The following is a 19,304-nucleotide window of genomic DNA, read 5'->3' as shown; positions in this document are numbered from 1 at the left end:
GCTGTTCCAGTCGCCGCTGTTGCGGTTGCCGCTGTTGCGGTTGCCGCTGTTCCAGTCGCCGCTGTTGCGGTTGCCGCTGTTGCGGTTGCCGCTGTTCCAGTCGCCGCTGTTGCGGTTGCCGCTGTTCCAGTCGCCGCTGTTGCGCAGCCCAGTACAATCTCTACCAATATTTACGAGATTGTATACATATTCACAAGGTATCTGCTCTACAATAAATAGCTTATCTGTGACGTATTTTTTGCCATCATCTGTTTTAATTTTGCCCCGTGCTTCAACTTTGCAAATTACTGTTTTGCTGCCGTCATACACGTAATAATCGAAACAATCCACTGGATTTTTGCAAAAATGAAACCCGGACTTGCAAGGATCTATTTTACCATCGTAGATTGATTCTTCGCCTACCTTGTATTGAAAACCGCGACACGTCATATCGCTATCGAATGCTTTATAACCCTGCATTGGTGGTTTTGGTTTATCCATTATTCAATCTCTCCTTCGTTTGCTGCTAGCTGTTTGCAACGCATGACAAATGCTTTTAGCTTGTCTGCATTAGGGGTATTTCCATTGATACTGAGGTATAGCGCAGCCCATTCATCCTGTATGTGAGCGCAGCGTCCGGGGTGATTCCCGCACATTTCATCATCATGTAACCACCATTCACCGTTTCGAAACTTAAGCACCCCAAATACGCGCACATGGCCGCTATGGTCAACAAAAAATTTCTCGTCTCCGGTAAAGACAACGCCGTTTTTATCTTTTGGCAAGGGAATATACTGCTTGGATAAATTAGATAGCTCTTCTAGCTTTCGTTTAATTTTATAAGGCTTAAGTTTACTAATAAAAACCCGTAAGTGGTCTATCTTATTGGTTAAATCAGTAGTCACTGTTTCTCCTTTTTTAGCGTGACTGATGGTACAACGTGTTTATATGCCCCATGAGGTGCTTACGATGTGTACCTAGCTCTTGGGCAAGTAAGTCAAGCGTTGCAATGATTGTTTTGTTGTCTGACTCTTCCCATCGTTTGCGGCCGTTCTTTATGAGGCCGCAGCGTCGGTATTGGTATCCAATTGAGTCTTTGCTTCTCCCTGGTAAAAGCTTTTCCCAACCAGGCCATGAATGGCTGTGTCCGTAAGAATGTACTTGCTTAATAAGCTCTATTTCTTTTTTGCTCCATGGGCGCGGCTTGCGTCTCATATCCAGCACCCTTCTTCACATGTGTGGCTGCCATATGTTGGCTCAAAGCCGCTCAGAAAGCCTTCGCTGTTAAAATCAGCGCCAAATGTGCAAACGCCATACTCACCGCTGTAGTCTGTCAAAGCTTTGGCGAAGTAAGCACAGTGTTTACACCTAGGACGCTCTGGTTCGTCTGGTAGGTCTGGCGCAGGAGCGTTAATAATCGAAATCATTACCACTCCTTAATTTTTTCCAACCTTCCATCTCTAATGCTTCTGCATACTTAGTCGGTTCGTCACAGATGATGTACTCCCAATGCCCGGAATTAAGCACGTCTAGACCGTATTTGTCTGCTTTCGCGCCACATACTACCCAACGAAAATGCAGGCGGTTTTGATGTGCCAGACCATGACACCCGCTCGTATTGCCACTGCCGCAAAGGGTAATTGTAGGCTTTGGCACTTCTACGCCATATCGATAGAGCTTTCCTGCACCTCGTCTTACGATGTGGTGTTGGTTGAGCGGATAGGTTTTGCCACATATTGCGCAGTGCCCAAGCCTTACGGATGTACCGCGCATAAGCGGGCGTAAGAACTCGGGGAGTGTATCGACTTTAGCCATTGAACCTCCTATCATCACCACCAGCTTTAATGAGCGTGCATGTGCCACTAAGTCGCGAAACAACTGCTTTTGCAAGCTCCTTATCACCGGTAGATGCAAAACGCGCTGCCAATGATTCAGGCATGTGCTGTCCTGTAACGATAGTTGGCAAGCACTCGCTATAACGGGTGTCTACGATTTCAAATATTTTTGCTAACGCCCATGGCGTGGGTGCTTCCTTGCCTAGATCGTCAAGGACAAGTAGCGGCGCTTTGGCATAGAGAGCTGTAGCTTGCACTTCATCTTTACTGCTCATAGCATCGCGTAAATTCGCAAGCATTGCTGTTGTTTGCACAAACAGAGCGTTTTTGCCGGAATATAGCCACCCTTTGAAAATCGAGCAAGCAAGATGTGTTTTACCGGCACCAACATTGCCGCATATCCAAAAACCCTTGTTCGTTGTCTCAATGAGCTGCGCTCGGCGAGTGTCAATAGCTGCACAATCAAAACGCTTTGGCATACCAGACCTATGGCATTTTTCGAGGAAAGCGGTTCTTTTTGCTTCCTGCTCAGCACCTGCTTTTTCGTTGAGAGAGTGCTTGTGAGCGTCTTCTTGCGCCTGCAATTCCGCACGGAACTCAGCGTCTGTCATGGTGTTCATCTCGTAAATCTCGTCTATCGAGAACCCGCCTTTTGGCATTACGCCGCCATGACGGGCAAACAAGTCTGAAAGCGTGCAGCTCATGCTTCCATCACCTCAAACGGGATATTTGCGTACTGCGAAAAATCAGTAGGCGTTGGCTTTGTACTGCGGTTTTGCATGTTCCTCACATGCCAATTTGTACATGCAGCGCGCCAATTTTTCATCTTGTTTTTACCGATATACCAGTCTTTAGCTGCGTAAAAGCTCACAAAACTTTGCGGGTCAACATCGGCATATCCCTTTTCGTCACAATACGCCTGCACCTCTTCGACGGTTGGCGGGAAAAAAGAAGACTTCCTTCCCCCCATACCCCCCTTCCTAGAAGAAAAAGAACAAGAAGAAGAATAAGAAGAAGAGTCAAAGATAGCTTCCTCGTTTTTTTGAGTTTTGCTTGCGCTTGCTTGGTCGTTTTGCTTAACGGTTTGCTTCGACTTGCTTATGTCGTTTGCTTCGACTTGCTTGGTCGTTTTGCTTAACGGTTTGCTTGCGCTTGCTTGGTCGTTTTGCTTAACGGTGCTTGTTTCATTTGCTTCTTCTGTATCTTTTTGTGCCTTTTGCTTGCTTCCACCAGCACGACCAGATGAAGAACGCTTCTTATACTTTTCAAGGGTAGGTTTTACCATCGTGAAGATACCACCAACAATACCCTCTACCTCTGGTTCAGTGTCGAAGTAGATATAGTCAACGAGCGCCTTGTAAAAAGCTCCTTGTTGCTCTGCTGTTAGCTCTTGCGCCCCCTCAATTAAAGAGTCATAAATAACCATGTATGCTTCCTCAATAAAATGCGTGCGCCCATAATGAGCGCACGTGGTTAACTACTAGAACGGAATGTCATCATCTTCGTAATACGCATCCTGTGGCGGTGCTGGCGCCGGGCGTGGAGCTGTCTGTGCGCGTTGTGGCTGTCGTGGCGCTGCTTGCGTGGCTTGCTGCGAGTCATTCTGACGGCTTAGAAACTCAATCTCGTCTACAATTACGTCAACCTTGCTTCTGCGTTGTCCATCGCGCTCCCAGGAGCTGTAGCGCAACCTTCCTTCAATGGCGGCCTTTGTGCCTTTGGCGATGAAGCGTGAAATTGCTTCTGCACGTGTTCCAAACATGGTGCAATCAAAGAAATTGGGTACGTCTTCCCATTCTCCTGTGCGGCTGTTCTTGCGACGCTCGTTAACGGCAATGCCAAAAGATAGAACTGCTGTTCCAGAAGTTGAATTTTTAAGCTCTGGGTCACGTGTGAGATAGCCTGAAAGAACTACCTTATTGATGCTCATTGATACTCCTATTTTGTTGTAGACCATTCACGGTCTATTTGGTTTTCGATAACTCGGATAACGGTTTTTATGGCATTGATTGATTCAAGGTCTGCCTTGTATATTGCTTCTGCACAGTCGCGCGCACGCTTAAGTTCTGCTATGTGCGGGTCGCCCCTGCAAATATCAGAGATGATAGTCACGGGTGTTTTGTTATTACGTTCGTCTAGGATGCGCAGCCGTAAAGCTTTACGGTAGTCCATCTCACGGTACGCAAGTTGTGTACCGCTTTCCCGCAAATGCTGTACTGTGTCTTGAAGCGTGTCTACAAGCTCCATAAGTTCGGCGTAATCGCCTTGTCCTGAATATGTCCCCATTAGTCAATCATCCAGCTAGGCGCACCACAACAACCAGGGTTCTTGATAAAGTTTTGGTAATGCTCTTGGTTGTCAAATGTATAGGCTGTACCACAATTGATGCAGTGAGCAACAAAAGAACCGCCATTTGCTGGATTCTGGGGCTGCTCTGAGGCCGGCCCTTGGCTATCCGCGTCTATTGAGTCATCAATTGCAAACAAACCGTTTAGAGCGTACTTGCGAGCGTATGATGATGCAGCGCCGGTAATCTGCGAAGCATCGCTTTTCTTCTTTTCGAGTTGCTCGCGGGCAAAAGCAGAAACAGATATTTCCTGCCCTTTGTCACGTATCGTTGCCATTGCCTTAACGTAGAATCTATCTCCGATCTGCACAACAGCATCTGACATCGTAAGAGCAACTCCGTATTCATCAAGAAGCGGTTTCAAAGCGTTTAGAATATCCTCGCAAGAGCGGTAATAGTACTCACCAAACTTGTTGTACTGATTTTTAGGTGCTTTGAGCTTTATTTGGATATTGCGCAACTTTTCATCAATTGTTGCAGCTGGTTTAGTAGTTGCCATTTGCAACCTCCTTTAGGCTTCCTGATTTGATAGAACCGCTCACACCGATTTGCTTTAGCGCTGCTGCAAGCTGTGTCATCTGTTCACGCGTTGCGCTGTCAATAAGCACGACCCATGGATGTGCTTGCGAAGCTGGCGCTGGTGGCGCTTGGACTGGCGCAGGCTCCGGAGCGAAGACTTCCTCTATTACCTGTTCTGCTTGTTGGCGTTGTTGCTCTAAGTGCTCGCGCTCTAATGCTTCTGTACGCTGTCGCTCAAGCTCTGCAACACGCAAGCGCTCGGAAGACTTACGCAGCACTTCTCCTAAATCAAGGCTTGCGAAGTAATCAGCCTTCATAGCTTGCTTTTCGGCTGCATCTACTTGTTGTGCTTCGATTGTCTTCTCGTCTTGTCCGATTCGGTCTACACGAGCAAACAAAGACTGCTTGATATCTTCAACATTGGTGCCGATGTTCTCCCACTTGTCCTCTGCTGCATACTTCTCACGCAGCTTCTGAAACGGGACGAGTTCCACAAGTGCAGGCGCATAGTCCATATAAGCGCCTTCGACATCTTGGAGCTTGCTGTCAATGACTAAGGCTTCATACACACCAATGTGGTGCTTATAGCTGTCATCAATCGTAGTAAGCGGCAATAGCACATCACGCTTTGCAGCTTCAAACGCTTTTACAGCTTCTTTGATTGCGCTGAGCCTTTCTGTTGCATCATCTTGGATTGCCTTAATCTCTTTGCGCGATTGTGTGCGAGCGCGCTTAGACTCTCGGTAATCTTTATCTGATACAATTTCATGTGGCGCGTAGTCTTTCACAATTTCAGCCACGCGCTGTTGAGTGGATAGTATCCACTTTTGCGGGTCGGTTAAGGCTGCAATGTCATCTTCAATAACTGTAGCCTTAACCTCCTCTACCTTTTTCCTTGGCATTGGTTCTCCTAAATGACGGCGGTTGTATATCCGTCAACCTTGCTTTTTGCCAGCCTAAACGCGATGTGCTTGTTTTGCTCCATAGCTATACGTGCAAGTGCGGGAGCATAAGCATTGGGGATCTTGACCTTAAAACGACGGCGCATTGCTTGAAGTGCGAAATTTGGTGATGCGTAGCCGCCGCAAGAATCCATGCGAGCAATTTGTATGTAGTACTTCCACTCGTCTTCGTGCGCATCAACCCATGTGCGAGCCTGCTCCATGAGCAGTTCACCGCTTATACCTAGACCGTGTAATTGAGACTGATTAGATGCTGTTTTCATGAGCACCTTCAATCATCCGACAAGCGTCGTCTAGAGTTACGCAAACCCAAATGTCATCATTGATAAGACCGCCAAAATCAAAGCTACCGATTAACAATAAATCGCGTAATGACATGTAGCAAAAGTTAGCGCCTACATTTTTCTTGCCTACACCGTTTTTGTGAACAATAAGCATTACAAAATCAGCGTCTGCGTTTTCTCGTTCATTAAGTGATTGCTGTTTGAAGTCTTCAAGCAATGCTGGTGTTATGGTCTTGTGGTTTTTGCACTCTGCTATCCCTTCATAGCCGTGTGCTTTAATACCATACAAATCGCCCTGGTCTTGTGTGCCATGAAGTACGCGGCGGTCTATCCGGTCATCATTAAGACGCTGCCGTAGATAGCTCCTCACAAGACTCTCAAAGGCTTGCCCCTTACGCTTTGATGGTGAGCTCACGTTACCACCCCAAAAGCCACAACATACATTGTGCGAAAATGGGCGGCAAAAAGAAACATAACATAGCCACCAGTGTGCCGAGGATGTTGCGCATAAAACCGTGCACAAAATCTTGTATACTATTCATGGTTTAGTCCTTTCTGGACGTGTCCGTGAAGAGTTGCAGCTCTTTGCGGACTTTCTTTTACCTTTATTTCAACCCCACATACTCAAGCAGTGAATCTCGGTTAATACGCCATTCACGTCCAATCTTTAGAGCCTTAAATCGGTTCTCCTTGCATAGATTGATTGCCTGCCTTGGCGTTACTTGTAAAATCTCTGCTGCTTGATACGAAGTAATAAGGGGTGGTAATTCTTGAAGATTCATTACCATGTATCCTCTCTTTGATGTTTTTTAAAAAACTGATGGTTCTCCTCTGCGAGGGCCAACAACATTCGATGGCGGGCGTGCATGCCCCACATGACACGTCACATCGGGTATTCGGTTGTTAAGGTACATTTGTGGTGACTAGTTATCTAGACAAATAAGTTCGTCAGACGAACAGTTGTAGATGACTGCCATCTTTCGCAATTTTTCAGCGGATGGAGAAGTTTTGTCGTTCTCCCACTTGTATAGGGTTTGAATAGAAACACCTAATGCTGATGCGACGGCTTCAGGGCGCATTCCTGCAAGCTCACGGAACTTCCTATAATTGTTTGCACGTTCCACTTCGTCACCTCCTCTATATAACGAACTGTTTACAGAGTATTCTTATTGTTATATTCTGTCAACAGAAAAATATAAATACTTTTATTTTTTATATTCCTATTGTTATACTAAATAGAACAGAAAGGAGAAAAAGTGGACTTTAAGGAACAGCTGGGCGTACGCATATCTAGCGCCCGTGGTTTTAACCGATTAGGGCAAAATGAACTCGCAAAGATGATTGGTGTGAGCAAGCAAACCATATCTAATTGGGAGAACGGAAGAAGAACGCCTGATGCAGACTTAATACGCAGGCTGTGCGAAATACTTGGATGCACCTCTGATTACCTCCTCGGATTAACTGACTCTTTTGTGCAAAAGAGAACATAGTGTTCATTCAAATAAGTTGGAACACATGTTCTATGCTACAAAACCGCTCGGACACTTACTGTTTAGCCATATTAAGCGCCAGAGCATGTATCCAAGGCAACACTTTTAGTAGTATTGTTAGATTAGGCTTATATTGATTGTGTGGGTGCATAATGGCTGGTAGATACATATATACAGGTTCAAATTATTACTGCCAGTAATATAGTGATATTAAGGACGTGAGCAGATGTTTTTCGGTAATAATATAAAGCGATTGCGCGTATTGCTTGGGATGACACACGAAGAGTTTGGCAGGGCAATAGGCTATTCACAGTCCGCTATATCTGCTTGGGAAAGCAACCGTACATACCCGCGTGTTAATACCGTAGAGCAGATAGCTAAGCTATATCACATACCGACAAGCACTCTACTTGATGAACACGGGCTAGACGGAGCAACTGCTACACCTGATGGCCATATAAAGCTCGCATATAAGCGCCATACTCACCAAGTGCCACTTGTGAAACATCTATACGCGTCAAGTACACTCGAAGATACCTATACATCTACTATGTATGGGATAGCGTCTGAATTGGCGAACCTTTACCCAACTAGCTTTTTTATCCAAGTGCCTGATGATCCACTCGACCGTCTATTGCCTATTTATGCGCTCGCACTTATAGTCCCAATGCGTCAAATGACAAAGAATAATGAGCTGTACCTAGTGGCGGTAGATGACGAGCCAGCTATGCTAAGACGTGTGCGCAAGCTGAACAATGGCTATGAATTATCATGTGAGTCTACCGACACGACATACAGGCCGCGAACGTTTGATTACAATACTGGATGTACACAGCAGATAACCATTCTTGGTAAATTAGCCTGGTACATGATGCCATATGATTGGGTATTCTAAGACGGGTTGCCACTCACGGACATATTTAGCTCATACAGCCGCTATTTAATACATGACTATAATATTTTGCTAATATAGTGTTAGCTTATAGCTATTAGCAAACAAAAAATGGAGGTAAAAATGGAAGCGCCAGAGTCAACAACCACGCAAGAAGTTCAAATTACACCGATTGAACAGTATGCAGCAACGGCAAAGAAGGTGTTCATTGGCTCAATGGTAGCTGCCGTTATTCTTGCTACTATGTGGCTAATTACACAAGGAGGGGCGACCAAGGCTCGCAAGGACGCCATAACAAGCTCTGCAATTAGCAGAATTGATTCTTTTGATGATGAAGCTAAAGCAGAGAGAGCGGAGAGCACCGCAGCGATGGCGCTTTGTGGCACGTATATAGCGTCTGGTGTTGCTGGTCTAAGTTGTGTTGCCTTTATTGGTTCGTCAATGCTTGTTGCTTATAAGAAATCTTAAGCTAGGCACACAGATAGAGTCGTTAGCGCCCTCTTCAAAAGGTGGCGTTTTTTATAGACTACGCATTCCGTAAAACACTACAAAAAGCGACCAATCAACTTCCAAGAGTGATGTTTAGCGCACAATTATTCGCAACCAAATTCGCAACCAAACGAGGTAATAAAAAAGGTCAGGCGGAAACATACCGTCTGACCTGCTGTTTTTGGTGGGCGATAGTGGATTTGAACCACTGGCCTCTTCCGTGTCAGGGAAGCGCTCTCCCCCTGAGCTAATCGCCCGAATACTACAAACTGTAGCGGAGGTAACTATACGACAATCATGCTTGTTGCGCAAGGCATATTTTGTAATCCGCTCATCAACCCCACTATCTGGTAACACCATGACGAGCAGCAAATTGCCTAATGGCTGTGCTGTACGCTTTGCGCTGTTCATCACTCCACATACCAATAGTACCTGCAACAATAAGTGCCTGAGTATTGCCTGTAAACGTATCAATTACCTGATTTTTGCGAGCTTCTTTTAGAACAGACGGGTCGTTAAATACCAGCACACCAGGGTCTACACCAAACGCATACCCGTTAAGGCTGCGGCGCGCAGCAATAGTGCGAATAGCATGCTTGGTGCTTTTGCGCTCGCGCGTGTTAAGACGGCCAATCATACGACCATCCCAATCATTACTAGCACCACAAGAAATCTCACAAAACTGAGCGCGACCTATTGCGCAGGGAAGCTGCGTAGCACCCAACGAGATACAGCACTTCTCGCCAGCTGCCTCACGGATAGTATCCAAAGCAGCACAGGTAAGTTGAGCTCGATTGTGTCCACCATGGTCGATAAGAGCGGCGGCGTAGGTGTAGTCAATCTTAAGGTACTCAAACCCCCAGTCGTGTACTGCCGTATGGACAACGGTACGAATGTAGGCCTGCACTTCCTTGTTGCAAACATCAAGAGCATACAGGCCACCATTGTTGGCACTTACTTTTTGAGGCTTTCCCTCAATATTGGTAAGAACCCAATCGGGGTGCTCACGTAAAATACGAGATTCTTTTTGAGCAACAAACGGGGCAAGCCATAGAGCCGGACGCAAGCCCTTATCGCGAATACTTTGCGCAATGCCTTTCATACCATGGGGGAACCGCTCATGATGAGGCTCGAGCCAATCTCCTACCGTACAATACCCCTCTCCCAGCTGAAAGATGGTATCGATACCGCGCAGGTGCAGGTGTAAATCTGCCAACAAGTCTGCAAAGGCAGTAAGGCTCTTGTGTACGCCTGCCTCACTGACATCTGCCACGCGAGCCTTTTCTGAAGCATTAGTTGGATGCGTTATGCCGTCATAGCTTGTGGAGTAACCAATGGTGGGACGAGCCTCAAGCGGCTGCATTGCATACCGACCAAGCCAACGACGGGTAACGTTTTCCATCGTGCCAGAAAGCAGACACATGCTCAAAATGTCATAATCTACCTGCGGTTCCAAAGCTGCAGCAGAAGGCTCCTTCTCAAAGGTAAGCAACTCCTTTGCTGCAGTCTGGCGAATAAGCGTAAGACCGTTACTCTCATCCAAAGAACCAAATAGCATGACCTGGGACCCACGTCGTAAAAACCCATAGGTAAAGCCATGCTGATGACCCGCTTGAGAGTCTTGCTTTACAAAACGATAATCACCGATAACATCTGCTGCCGTAGCATTGATAAGAGAGCGTGGATAAAACGGCAACGCTTTAGTCTTGCCAAAAATAGGCTGCTCATAGCAATCTGTATCGGACTGATAGCCATTTATAAAGATTGTTTTGGCATCTTTTTGAGGCACCTTGAGCACCATAGTAAGCTTGTCAATGACTATCCATTTGGTTGGCACAACGTGTATATGCCACTCGTCCTTCTCGGCTTGTACATAAAAGCCAATCTCACGAGCAAATGCAACAGGCCTCGCAATGCGATCGCTACCCAAAAAAAGCTCGTAACGAGCGCGTTCTCCTGGAATATGATAGGTAAGTGTTACCGACTGCAGCGGATTCATCTGCGGCTCCTTTGCTTAGTTAACTTATTTTACGTGTTGCCGCTTTACGGGTGCAAGATACACTCTATTGGTGATAGGCTTTTTTACGTGACCGTTTAACTTTGGAGGTATACGTGGATAACCTTGCCACTTCCCAAAAACTCATTTCGTTTATTCAAGATTCCCCCAGCATGTTCCACTCCATAACAGCTATACGTGCGATTCTAGACCAGAATGGCTTTGTGTATTTGTCCGAAGGCTCCAATTGGTCTGGTCGTATTGTAGCTGGTGGAAGTTACTACACCACACGCAATGATTCCAGCATTATTGCCTTTAAAGTAGGGACGCATGCACTGGACGGCCTTACTGACAACAGTGCGTTCACTAACAACAATGCGTCCACCAATGACAATGAGCCTGATAAAACAGCACAGGTGGCACCATTCCACTTTCAAATTGTTGCTTCGCACAGTGATTCTCCTACCTTTAAACTCAAAGCACAACCCGCATTGGAAGGGCCTAACACGTACATACGCCTCAGCGTTGAGGGCTATGGCGGCATGATTAACGCCACATGGCTTGACCGCCCCCTAGGATTGGCTGGTCGCGTACTGGTACGTACAGAAAGCGGTATTCAAAGCCGCCTGTATAATTCCAATGCCGATATTGCACTCATTCCTCATGTTGCCATCCATCTTAACCGTGAAGCCAACAAAGGCTTTGAATACAATCATGCTGTGGACCTATGCCCGCTTTTCTCGGCAGGAGAGCTGGAAGAGGCAGATGTCATGCGCATGGTTGCAAGCGGGCTAGCTGTCAATGTAACTGACATTGTGGCGCATGATCTGTACTTGGTTAATCGCCAACAAGCTTGCGTATGGGGCGCTGCCAGCGAGTTTGTGTCCTCCCCCAAGTTAGATGACCTACAGTGTGCCTTTTCTTCCGTTGAGGCTCTTGTAAGCGCTGGTAACCAACACAGCATTAGTGTCATGTGCTGCTTTGACAACGAGGAGGTGGGCTCGGGTACTAAGCAGGGTGCGCTTTCCACGTTGCTGCACGACAGCTTGCTGCGCCTATCCATGAGTTTGGGCGCCAACGAGCAAGACTACCTACGTGCGCTCTCCGCCAGTTTTATGGTGAGCTTTGACAATGCGCACGCCGTACACCCCAATCATCCCGAATTGCACGATGCCACTAACCAGTGCTTCCTTAACAAGGGCATTGTTATTAAAGAATGCGCCAACCAAAGCTATACCACGGATGCATTTAGTCGCGCGGTTTTTGTCTCTTTGTGCGAGAAGGCCGGCGTTCCTGTACAGCTGTTCTCCAACCGCTCCGATAGAAGTGGCGGTTCAACCTTAGGCAACTTATCCAATATGCAGGTAAGCATGCATGCTATTGACGTAGGCTTACCCCAACTGGCTATGCATTCCAGCTACGAAACGGCTGGTAGCGCTGATACCGCCTATGCCATTGCAGCACTCCAGGAGTTTTACAACACCAACGTAATGATTGATGGTGCTCACAGTATTGAACTGCGTTAAAACTAGTTGCGTTAAAGCTATGTGAGACTATGTGAGAGACATAACAAAATGCTAGAGAGCGCTGGCCGCTTAAAGTAACGCGGAATAATTGCTTGTGCAGCTTATTGGGTTGTATACTGCCGTCCTTACGACGGTACCTGATGCTTTCATGGCATTGTCTATGCACTGCGTCGTGTCATTATTAATATTAATAATGACACGACGCAACAAAAACTATTAAAGCTCTTGCTTTTTTCTCACTGCATATCCAACCATACCAACGAGCACGCCAAGAGCTAAAGCTGGCACTACTACCGCAGCAGAACTATCCCCTGTTTGAGGCAGTGTCTTTACAAAGCCATGTAACTTACTGCCATTGCCTGTATTGCCGCCTCTATTGCCATCTGCATTGGGCTGCTCGTCCGGCTTACTAGGCTGACTGGGAGCATTGGGAGTATTGGGGACAGACGCTAGAGTAAAGCTTGCAGTAGCAACACCATCGGTAGATACGATTGTTAGCGTATGAGCACCGAGCGTAAGGGTCTTAAGGTAGTTGCCTTTAAGCGTTACCTTGGTACTGCCACTCTCAGAGCTGTAGTGAGATGGATCTACAAGCTCATCATCCATACGAACTTCCTTGAACTTATCGTAAGGAGCATGAGAGACAAACAAGGCATCAGTACCATCTGCAACAATTGTAGTCGGCGCCTTAGTCATCTTGTAGTCAAGAGGCTGAGGAGCAGCCTTGGTAAGCGCGAGTTTTGCTGCGTAGAGCTTATGAGCAGCGGTAGTAATGCCTTCTTGAGCAGTATGAGCTGCCTGCGCATTCTCATACGTTTGGGTACCCTGAGCTACTGTGGCTTGAGCACCCTTAAGAGCAGCCTGAAACGCAGACCATGACTTCTGTGTGTACTCACCCTGCTGGATGGTAGAAAACGATGCAATCATCTTTTCCAAGCCAGCCACAGAAGTGGTATATAAATCACACTCTTTCTTATCCACCTTATGGAAGAGCATGACAGTGGTTGCAGCAGTATGGACGTAGTACTGACCAGTAGCATTATGAGCAAGGTACAGCTTGGTACCATCTACCTCACGACTTATGGTGTATAAGCCCTGAGCTGCATCAATAGCAGTCACGGTTAGCTTTTGAGCATCTGAGGTTACAGGAACGCGAGTAGCAGGTGTACTCACTGCATTAAGATTAAGATACTTACTAGAAGCGTTATTACCCGCAACGGTATAGCCCTCTGCCTGAGAACCAATAAAAGTCCAAAGCTGTGTGGTATCTGCAAAGCCAGCGTTTAAGGTCAGTTGATTAGCAACTACACGGCCACCAACCTGATCCGTTGTAGTCTTGCCATCTGCATAATACAAAATACGTGCACTGTCCTTATGGAAGATGGCATAGGTATCGCCCGACTTGATGCCATCGGTTACCAAATCGTAGGTAGTACCAGCATTCTGATGCTTCTTAGACAAAGTATCGGTAAAACGCTTAGGAACAACTGTGGTTTTACCATCCTGTACGGTTACTTCTACAACAACAGAACGCTCAATACTGCCAACCTTAACGGTAGCGCTTACATCTGCCGTACCAGCTGAGTGAGCAGTAAGAACACCATGCTCTACCGATACAACACTATCGTCTGTAGATTTCCAGTCCAGTACAGCATCTGAAGGAGTGTACGTGGGTTTTAATTCAAGCGTATCTCCCACCTTGAGGTCTGCATACTGAGTATCCAAGCTGATGGAAGGTAGTTTATCTGCGTTTTCTACCAACAACCAACCTTCACCTAACATATCAGTGACGCTTACGTGCGTATATTCAATAGTGTTGGTAGTAGGGCCATACTCATAAAGCAATCCAAAGGTATCAAGTTGCGGCAGTTGTGTTACACAAGAGTATGCAAAGGTGCCATTGCCACTAAACCGTTTTTTATCAGACAACCACGTTACGTTACCCGCCTTGTCTATATAACCAAGACGAATAACACCAAGACTACGCTGAACCATCGGATACGACGCAAGAATAAGGTTGTTATACGTCTTGTTATCAGGGCTTACGAGAACACCTTTAAGGTTGATAAAGGATACCATGCACCCATTGCCAGGATTGGTGCTCTCCAAAGAAGTATCGCGCTGGCAAGGACCCCAGGTCACACCACCATCACTGGAGTCAGCATAGCTAAGATAATTGATTTTGTTGCGCGAATACATACGCAAATTACCATCAGGCAAAGTTACCACTTGAGACTCACTCGTTTTACCTACATCACGTATGTCTGAATTACGTTCACCACGTTTCCAAGTCTGGCCATTATCGTCAGAATATATAGTGCTCGCATATTCCTCACCAAGAGAATTGTCATACAAAGGAAATATCAAGCGCTCTTTCCCTTTGTAGGTATACGACAAGCCGCGACCAGGGCAAACGCCTATAAACCTTTCGTTGGCATTTTTCTTGATATTAAGGAACTGCGGGTCACTCCATACCAAACCATCGTTAGTTACGGTTGCTGTGCGGTGCATGATATAAAAAACAGGAAATGCCTTCCACTCACTATTAAGGAAGAAGAGGTTTTTTTGGATTGCCTTAGAACTGGAAAGCTGTTGGCACATATCAGGAACGATGTTGCCATTTTCAGTAGTGTATACATTTAACCAAGCATCTACCCATACATCAGTCTTTTGATTGGTTTGCTTGTTGCAAATTGGATGCAAGTTAATGGTTTTCTCGCCCACTGTCTTGGATTCACCTGCGGCAGTAAGGTCTACATAGTAGTCATATTGGTCTTTTGTATTAGGTGCATTGCTGCCAGCTTGGCTCTTGGCAACAATCATGCGTCCCTTATCATCAAAACCAGTAGAGCCATGCCCCATACGGTTGCCTCTCATAAGCCCAACATACGACGGACAGGCGTCTACCACCATATGTACCTTGCCATCTGCAGCTTGCACGATAGAGGGATCAATAAAGGAAGCACTGCTGTTATTGGTAGCAGTATTTGCCATATCGCCATAGTAATTAATGACTTCCCAATTCCAAGTTTTACCACCGTCTTTAGACAGACTTACGATGGTATCCAAGTTCTGAGGGGAATCAGCAGAGGTTCGCCAACGAATGTCAGACCCAGCCAAAAGCCAACCATTGGAGAGTGTAGTCAAGGAAGGGATACGGAAGAACTGACTACCTGTTTCCTGTGTCGAGAAAGGCTGCTTGCTGCTCGTACCTGCAAAGTGGATCTGTGCAGGAGTAGGCACGACGGCAGTCTTCTTGTACAAACGCATGCCATATGCGTTGGTAGATACAAAAAAGTTAGTCTTACCAGTCTCGTCAAAACTCAGTGCTTTACCTGAAGATGCAACAAGGGTGTACGTTTTTGTTGTGTTGTCAAGCTGAATGCTCAGCGCAACGGGTTTATCAGAAGTCTTGATATTGGTGTTACTATCAGAGTTCAAATCAAGGTAGCGATTAGAGTCTACCGACCTAAGAGCAAAACCACCATTAACTTTTTGAGCAACCCATTCTTGACGAGAAGCGCCAAACGAACCATTAAGCATTAACGTTTTGCCCTCGAGCGTACCCGTTACCTTATCGGTAAGCGCACTGCCCGTATGATACAAAATACGATTACTACCTGCAAAAGCGGCGTTGGTGTATAGTGCATATGTTGCACCATCATCAATACCATCTTCATCCAAAATGTACTCATAACTCGTGGCGGCATAGGCCTGTGTAGGAATAGCGCACAGCCCCATGCCTAACACTACAAGAAGCGCTAACAAACAAGGTTTAAGAAACTTTTTCACCAGCTGTCTCCTCCCGCACAAAAAATATCAGGTCTATAAAACACAGTACTTTGATTAAACGTGTTTTTGACTCTGAGTTAATATGGTTTTAGGTGAGCGGTATTCAGCTCAATAAGAGCTTTGAGGAGAGAGTGCCTTACGGTGCATTATTGTGTCTTTTGCCAGCCTTGCTTGCTGGTTTCCTTAACCAAATAGATTGGACGATTCTTTACTTCTAAGTAAATCTTAGACAAATAAAAGCCAATAATACCCAGTCCAAAGGTAATAATGCCCGTTGCAAGCAGAATACTTGCCATCAAAGAGGGCCAGCCAGAAACAGGGTCACCAAATAACAAAGCACGAACCACAACAAACACAAGTGCAAAGAGCGCACACAAAGATACGGTTGCACCAATAGCCATAAGCATTTCCAGAGGCTTTACCGTATAAGCAACAATACCGTCAAAGGCATAGCGCACCAAAGACCAAAACGACCAGTTGGTCTCCCCTGCTACACGCTCCACGTTGGTGTACTCAATCCATGTGGTGGGATACCCCACCCAACCAAACAAACCTTTGGTAAAGCGATTGTACTCACCGCAAGAAAGTACTGCCTCAGCAAAGCGCTTAGACATAACAGAAAAATCGCGCGCGCCATCACGCAAGTCCAAATCTGTCAAATGGGACATAAGCCCATAAAAACGACGGGCACACCAAGAACGAATAGGCGGCTCACCTTTGCGAGAAGTGCGACGCACCGCAATACGGTCATACTCACCAGTGCGCGCCAAATCACACATCTTGGGCAACAAACTGGGAGGATCTTGCAGATCAACATCCATGACAGCAATCAGATCACCACATTGAACCGCAGCCTGTAAACCAGCTAGTAAAGCTGCTTCTTTACCAAAGTTGCGCGAGAAGGATACATACGAAACTTCTTCATGTGCTGCCGCCAATTCACGCAGCTTTATGAGCGTATGATCTTTAGAGCCGTCATCCACAAACACAAAACGCAGTTCCACTTCACGTTGAGCAAGTTCATCCATCGCGATAGCTTGCGTAGTGGTATAGAACAGCTCTATCGTTTGCTCCTCATTGTGACAAGGAACAACAATGGATAAACGAGTCATACCAGACCTACGACCTCTCTAAAATAGAAATGGTCCACATGTTTGACTTATAGGGGCGCCAGAATGTCTTTGATTCTACGACGGTTGCACCTATCTGACGAGCAAACTCTTGTGCATAGTGATCATCGGCGCCATTGCCCACATAAATCATGCGTCCATGCTTAGTCTTGGCGTGCGCAATCACGTCATCTACTAATTCAATCGAAGGAGTATAGGCTTCATACGCGAGCTTCTCTGTAGGAATGGTAATGGTAGCCTCAGGCACATACACAGAGAGTGGAGCAGCCGCAACAATAGTATCTCCGATGTTACCCTCTGCATATACCGGCAACAAAGAACCGTCCTTTGCCCGTACTACATCACGATAATAATCAACAACTGCCCAGTTATACCAATCATAACTTGCGTTACAAATCTGTACCTGATTCACGCCACCCAAGATGATGTAGCTTACTACTGCCACCGCCAGAAGTGCCCGCTTGCCCAAAAGCCGTGTAGTAAAGGCTTTGCTATCTGAATCACACACTTCCAGAAGCTTTGCAAACAAAACTGCCAACGCCAAACAAGCTGCGCCCAAAATGCAGGACAAATAGCGTGCCTGCATAATTGACTGATGAATAGCCACGGACAAGCCCGCAGATAGCAAACTGGTGCTATACAGCATACATACTGGCATGCTCAATTTGCCAGAAAGACTTACAACAAACCAGTTGTGCTGTAACTGAGCACTGCGTGTCTGGTGGTTTTTTATACCCGTAAGCAGAGTCACGACATATACAACTGAAGCCACTACTACACAAAGAAGCAAGACATAAAACGCTATACCTGGGAGAGGTCCTAAAGGATTAGAATCATGGTTTTTAATAATGCCGTTGATTGCTACCGTACGAACGGGAAACTCTAGGAACTCGTATACGGTTTGAGGGAAATGAAACTCTATCCAATACTCATCAGAAACGCCTTTGACCTGGGACATCATGGCATGAATCCAAGGCAAATAGGCAATAACGCATGCCAGCGCAGCAATCACAAAGGTACGAAGAGCCTTACGAGCACCAGACACATGTACCGCTACCGCATACACCACAACAATCAGCAAGACAAACATGCAGACAAATGCACCAATGGCAGCATAATAGTGAGTATACGCAGACGCCAAGGCAAAACCAAAAGCAATCAGCCACCAAGAAAAATCAATGCCATCAAAACCCTCTTTGTCGAGAAGACCTCGGCAAATGCGTGCCGTATATATAAGTACAACCATAGTAAACACAGCTGCCCAAGAATACATACGCACGTCAACAGATTCTTGTATGCCCCAAGGACTTAACAGCACAAAAAAGGTAAACAAAATACCAGTAGCATTGCCATAATCTTTACGAATATGCGTCCAACCAAGTAGGCCTAAAAGGGCAGTGCCTACCAGCGAGAAAAGACGCATAGCAAGAATGCTTTTGCCACATACCAAATACACCAAATGTAACATCCAGTAATACAGCACGGGATGCACATCAGCCGCACCAATGCGCCAAATATCAAAAAAAGACTTGGTAGCAAGGCCAACGGAGTAACTTTCATCAAACCAAATCTGGCCTGTGTAGGCACCAAGCGCATTAACAATCATACCAGCAAGAAACACCACTACAAAAAGCGCTGCTGCACGATGTTGCTTAATCCAAGAAATACTAGATGCCATTACAACACCTCAGCGCCAAAAGGAGCAAGGGACAGTTGCGCCATCTTAAAGATTTGCATACCAAAAGGAATACCAACAATAGTCAGACAAAAGAGTAGCCCTATCAAGACGTAATACACAGCCATGAGAAAGCCGCCGCAGATAAACCAAACAACGTTAGCAAACACACTAACACCAGAACCATTCCAAACAATCTGAGCGCCAAAGGGCATAAGCGTTAAACGAGCCATCTTAAACGCCTGTAAACCCAGAGGAATGCCAACAATGGTGCAGCAAAACAAGATGCCAATCAGCAACCATGCCACAGCGCTCTCAATGCCGCCCAAAAGAATCCAAATAATGTTGCCAAGCAGTTGACCAAAACTCACAATAAGCTACCTACAAA

At 46.1% G+C, this 19,304-nt stretch carries 21 protein-coding genes, 1 tRNA gene and 1 pseudogene; 4 read left to right on the top strand and 19 right to left on the bottom strand.

The genetic code is table 11. The features are described from left to right. The 13 genes and pseudogenes from SPD80_RS05830 to SPD80_RS05770 form a co-directional block, all read right to left on the bottom strand. Positions 1-480: pseudogene (locus tag SPD80_RS05830) on the bottom strand (pentapeptide repeat-containing protein); the annotation flags it as partial. Beyond that, on the bottom strand, positions 480-884 hold the full coding sequence (locus SPD80_RS05825; protein WP_320828903.1) for a hypothetical protein: 405 nt from the start codon (positions 882-884) through the stop codon (positions 480-482). The gene SPD80_RS05825 and the pseudogene SPD80_RS05830, both read right to left, overlap by 1 nt. 505 nt (positions 885-1,389) lie before the next feature. Then, on the bottom strand, positions 1,390-1,794 hold the full coding sequence (locus SPD80_RS05820) for a hypothetical protein (protein WP_320828902.1): 405 nt from the start codon (positions 1,792-1,794) through the stop codon (positions 1,390-1,392). Then, the gene (locus SPD80_RS05815) at positions 1,787-2,518 is read right to left on the bottom strand and encodes an ATP-binding protein (protein ID WP_320828901.1); all 732 of its coding nucleotides are present in this window, start codon (positions 2,516-2,518) and stop codon (positions 1,787-1,789) included. The genes SPD80_RS05820 and SPD80_RS05815 overlap by 8 nt, the downstream gene beginning before the upstream one ends. Continuing rightward, positions 2,515-3,240, bottom strand: a complete 726-nt coding sequence (locus SPD80_RS05810; protein WP_320828900.1) for a DUF6291 domain-containing protein — start codon at positions 3,238-3,240, stop codon at positions 2,515-2,517. Before SPD80_RS05810 ends, SPD80_RS05815 begins: the two co-directional genes overlap by 4 nt. 54 nt (positions 3,241-3,294) lie before the next feature. After that, positions 3,295-3,744: a single-stranded DNA-binding protein gene (locus tag SPD80_RS05805; protein ID WP_320828899.1), complete on the bottom strand. Its 450-nt coding sequence runs from the start codon at positions 3,742-3,744 to the stop codon at positions 3,295-3,297. Between the two features lie 8 nt (positions 3,745-3,752). Beyond that, positions 3,753-4,100: a hypothetical protein gene (locus SPD80_RS05800; protein WP_320828898.1), complete on the bottom strand. Its 348-nt coding sequence runs from the start codon at positions 4,098-4,100 to the stop codon at positions 3,753-3,755. Beyond that, a complete protein-coding gene (locus SPD80_RS05795; RefSeq protein WP_320828897.1) occupies positions 4,100-4,660 on the bottom strand; it encodes an ERF family protein in 561 nt (186 codons plus the stop codon). Before SPD80_RS05795 ends, SPD80_RS05800 begins: the two co-directional genes overlap by 1 nt. After that, complete coding sequence (locus SPD80_RS05790) at positions 4,647-5,582, bottom strand: DUF1351 domain-containing protein (RefSeq protein ID WP_320828896.1); 936 nt, start codon at positions 5,580-5,582, stop codon at positions 4,647-4,649. Before SPD80_RS05790 ends, SPD80_RS05795 begins: the two co-directional genes overlap by 14 nt. An 8-nt stretch (positions 5,583-5,590) precedes the next feature. After that, positions 5,591-5,905, bottom strand: coding sequence for a hypothetical protein (locus tag SPD80_RS05785; protein WP_320828895.1), 315 nt, complete (start codon positions 5,903-5,905; stop codon positions 5,591-5,593). Next, positions 5,889-6,341, bottom strand: coding sequence for a hypothetical protein (locus SPD80_RS05780; protein WP_320828894.1), 453 nt, complete (start codon positions 6,339-6,341; stop codon positions 5,889-5,891). Before SPD80_RS05780 ends, SPD80_RS05785 begins: the two co-directional genes overlap by 17 nt. Positions 6,342-6,531: 190 nt before the next feature. Then, a complete protein-coding gene (locus tag SPD80_RS05775; RefSeq protein ID WP_320828893.1) occupies positions 6,532-6,708 on the bottom strand; it encodes a helix-turn-helix domain-containing protein in 177 nt (58 codons plus the stop codon). Positions 6,709-6,849: 141 nt separating this feature from the next. Then, entirely contained in the window at positions 6,850-7,050 is a 201-nt protein-coding gene (locus SPD80_RS05770) for a helix-turn-helix transcriptional regulator (protein WP_320828892.1), read from the bottom strand. A gap of 132 nt (positions 7,051-7,182) precedes the next feature. On the opposite strand from SPD80_RS05770, the gene SPD80_RS07445 reads away from it, so the two are divergent. The 3 genes from SPD80_RS07445 (at position 7,183) to SPD80_RS05765 (ending at position 8,776) form a co-directional block, all read left to right on the top strand. Further along, entirely contained in the window at positions 7,183-7,416 is a 234-nt protein-coding gene (locus tag SPD80_RS07445) for a helix-turn-helix domain-containing protein (RefSeq protein ID WP_414429700.1), read from the top strand. 226 nt (positions 7,417-7,642) lie between these two features. After that, positions 7,643-8,311 (top strand): helix-turn-helix domain-containing protein, encoded by a 669-nt coding sequence (locus SPD80_RS07440; RefSeq protein WP_414429699.1) that lies wholly within the window; start codon positions 7,643-7,645, stop codon positions 8,309-8,311. A 120-nt stretch (positions 8,312-8,431) separates the two neighbouring features. Then, positions 8,432-8,776, top strand: coding sequence for a hypothetical protein (locus SPD80_RS05765; RefSeq protein WP_320828891.1), 345 nt, complete (start codon positions 8,432-8,434; stop codon positions 8,774-8,776). Positions 8,777-8,979: 203 nt separating this feature from the next. Here SPD80_RS05765 and SPD80_RS05760 read toward each other — a convergent pair. Together SPD80_RS05760 and SPD80_RS05755 are read right to left on the bottom strand one after the other, a co-directional pair. Then, positions 8,980-9,054, bottom strand: a tRNA-Val gene (locus SPD80_RS05760). Positions 9,055-9,140: 86 nt separating this feature from the next. After that, a complete protein-coding gene (locus tag SPD80_RS05755; RefSeq protein ID WP_320605412.1) occupies positions 9,141-10,796 on the bottom strand; it encodes a glycoside hydrolase family 36 protein in 1,656 nt (551 codons plus the stop codon). Positions 10,797-10,909: 113 nt separating this feature from the next. Between SPD80_RS05755 and SPD80_RS05750 the strand changes: the two genes are divergently transcribed. After that, positions 10,910-12,319: a M18 family aminopeptidase gene (locus SPD80_RS05750; protein WP_320605410.1), complete on the top strand. Its 1,410-nt coding sequence runs from the start codon at positions 10,910-10,912 to the stop codon at positions 12,317-12,319. A 216-nt stretch (positions 12,320-12,535) separates the two neighbouring features. Here SPD80_RS05750 and SPD80_RS05745 read toward each other — a convergent pair whose 3' ends face one another. The 4 genes from SPD80_RS05745 to SPD80_RS05730 all read right to left on the bottom strand — a co-directional run bounded on the left by SPD80_RS05745 (position 12,536) and on the right by SPD80_RS05730 (position 19,287). Beyond that, complete coding sequence (locus SPD80_RS05745; protein WP_320828890.1) at positions 12,536-16,111, bottom strand: exo-alpha-sialidase; 3,576 nt, start codon at positions 16,109-16,111, stop codon at positions 12,536-12,538. Between the two features lie 146 nt (positions 16,112-16,257). Continuing rightward, a complete protein-coding gene (locus tag SPD80_RS05740) occupies positions 16,258-17,223 on the bottom strand; it encodes a glycosyltransferase family 2 protein (RefSeq protein WP_320605406.1) in 966 nt (321 codons plus the stop codon). Positions 17,224-17,230: 7 nt separating this feature from the next. Continuing rightward, on the bottom strand, positions 17,231-18,919 hold the full coding sequence (locus SPD80_RS05735; RefSeq protein WP_320828888.1) for a hypothetical protein: 1,689 nt from the start codon (positions 18,917-18,919) through the stop codon (positions 17,231-17,233). Next, positions 18,919-19,287, bottom strand: a complete 369-nt coding sequence (locus tag SPD80_RS05730) for a YccF domain-containing protein (protein ID WP_320828887.1) — start codon at positions 19,285-19,287, stop codon at positions 18,919-18,921. Before SPD80_RS05730 ends, SPD80_RS05735 begins: the two co-directional genes overlap by 1 nt. Positions 19,288-19,304 lie beyond the last annotated feature (17 nt).

Origin of the sequence: Atopobium sp. (genome assembly GCF_034113385.1) — a bacterium.
Lineage (GTDB): Bacteria > Actinomycetota > Coriobacteriia > Coriobacteriales > Atopobiaceae > Atopobium.
The sequence above is the reverse complement of the archived record's forward strand: the minus strand, read 5'-3'. Positions and strand labels throughout refer to the sequence as shown.

Excerpts from the sequence above, each read along its gene's own strand:
- SPD80_RS05765 (WP_320828891.1), top strand. The coding sequence starts at position 8,432 with ATGGAAGCGCCAGAGTCAACAACCACGCAAGAAGTTCAAATTACACCG.
- SPD80_RS05805 (WP_320828899.1), bottom strand. The coding sequence starts at position 3,744 with ATGAGCATCAATAAGGTAGTTCTTTCAGGCTATCTCACACGTGACCCA.
- SPD80_RS05790 (WP_320828896.1), bottom strand. The coding sequence starts at position 5,582 with ATGCCAAGGAAAAAGGTAGAGGAGGTTAAGGCTACAGTTATTGAAGAT.
- SPD80_RS07440 (WP_414429699.1), top strand. The coding sequence starts at position 7,643 with ATGTTTTTCGGTAATAATATAAAGCGATTGCGCGTATTGCTTGGGATG.
- SPD80_RS05795 (WP_320828897.1), bottom strand. The coding sequence starts at position 4,660 with ATGGCAACTACTAAACCAGCTGCAACAATTGATGAAAAGTTGCGCAAT.
- SPD80_RS05755 (WP_320605412.1), bottom strand. The coding sequence starts at position 10,796 with ATGAATCCGCTGCAGTCGGTAACACTTACCTATCATATTCCAGGAGAA.
- SPD80_RS05785 (WP_320828895.1), bottom strand. The coding sequence starts at position 5,905 with ATGAAAACAGCATCTAATCAGTCTCAATTACACGGTCTAGGTATAAGC.
- SPD80_RS05810 (WP_320828900.1), bottom strand. The coding sequence starts at position 3,240 with ATGGTTATTTATGACTCTTTAATTGAGGGGGCGCAAGAGCTAACAGCA.
- SPD80_RS05740 (WP_320605406.1), bottom strand. The coding sequence starts at position 17,223 with ATGACTCGTTTATCCATTGTTGTTCCTTGTCACAATGAGGAGCAAACG.
- SPD80_RS05735 (WP_320828888.1), bottom strand. The coding sequence starts at position 18,919 with ATGGCATCTAGTATTTCTTGGATTAAGCAACATCGTGCAGCAGCGCTT.
- SPD80_RS05820 (WP_320828902.1), bottom strand. The coding sequence starts at position 1,794 with ATGGCTAAAGTCGATACACTCCCCGAGTTCTTACGCCCGCTTATGCGC.
- SPD80_RS05775 (WP_320828893.1), bottom strand. The coding sequence starts at position 6,708 with ATGAATCTTCAAGAATTACCACCCCTTATTACTTCGTATCAAGCAGCA.
- SPD80_RS05800 (WP_320828898.1), bottom strand. The coding sequence starts at position 4,100 with ATGGGGACATATTCAGGACAAGGCGATTACGCCGAACTTATGGAGCTT.
- SPD80_RS05815 (WP_320828901.1), bottom strand. The coding sequence starts at position 2,518 with ATGAGCTGCACGCTTTCAGACTTGTTTGCCCGTCATGGCGGCGTAATG.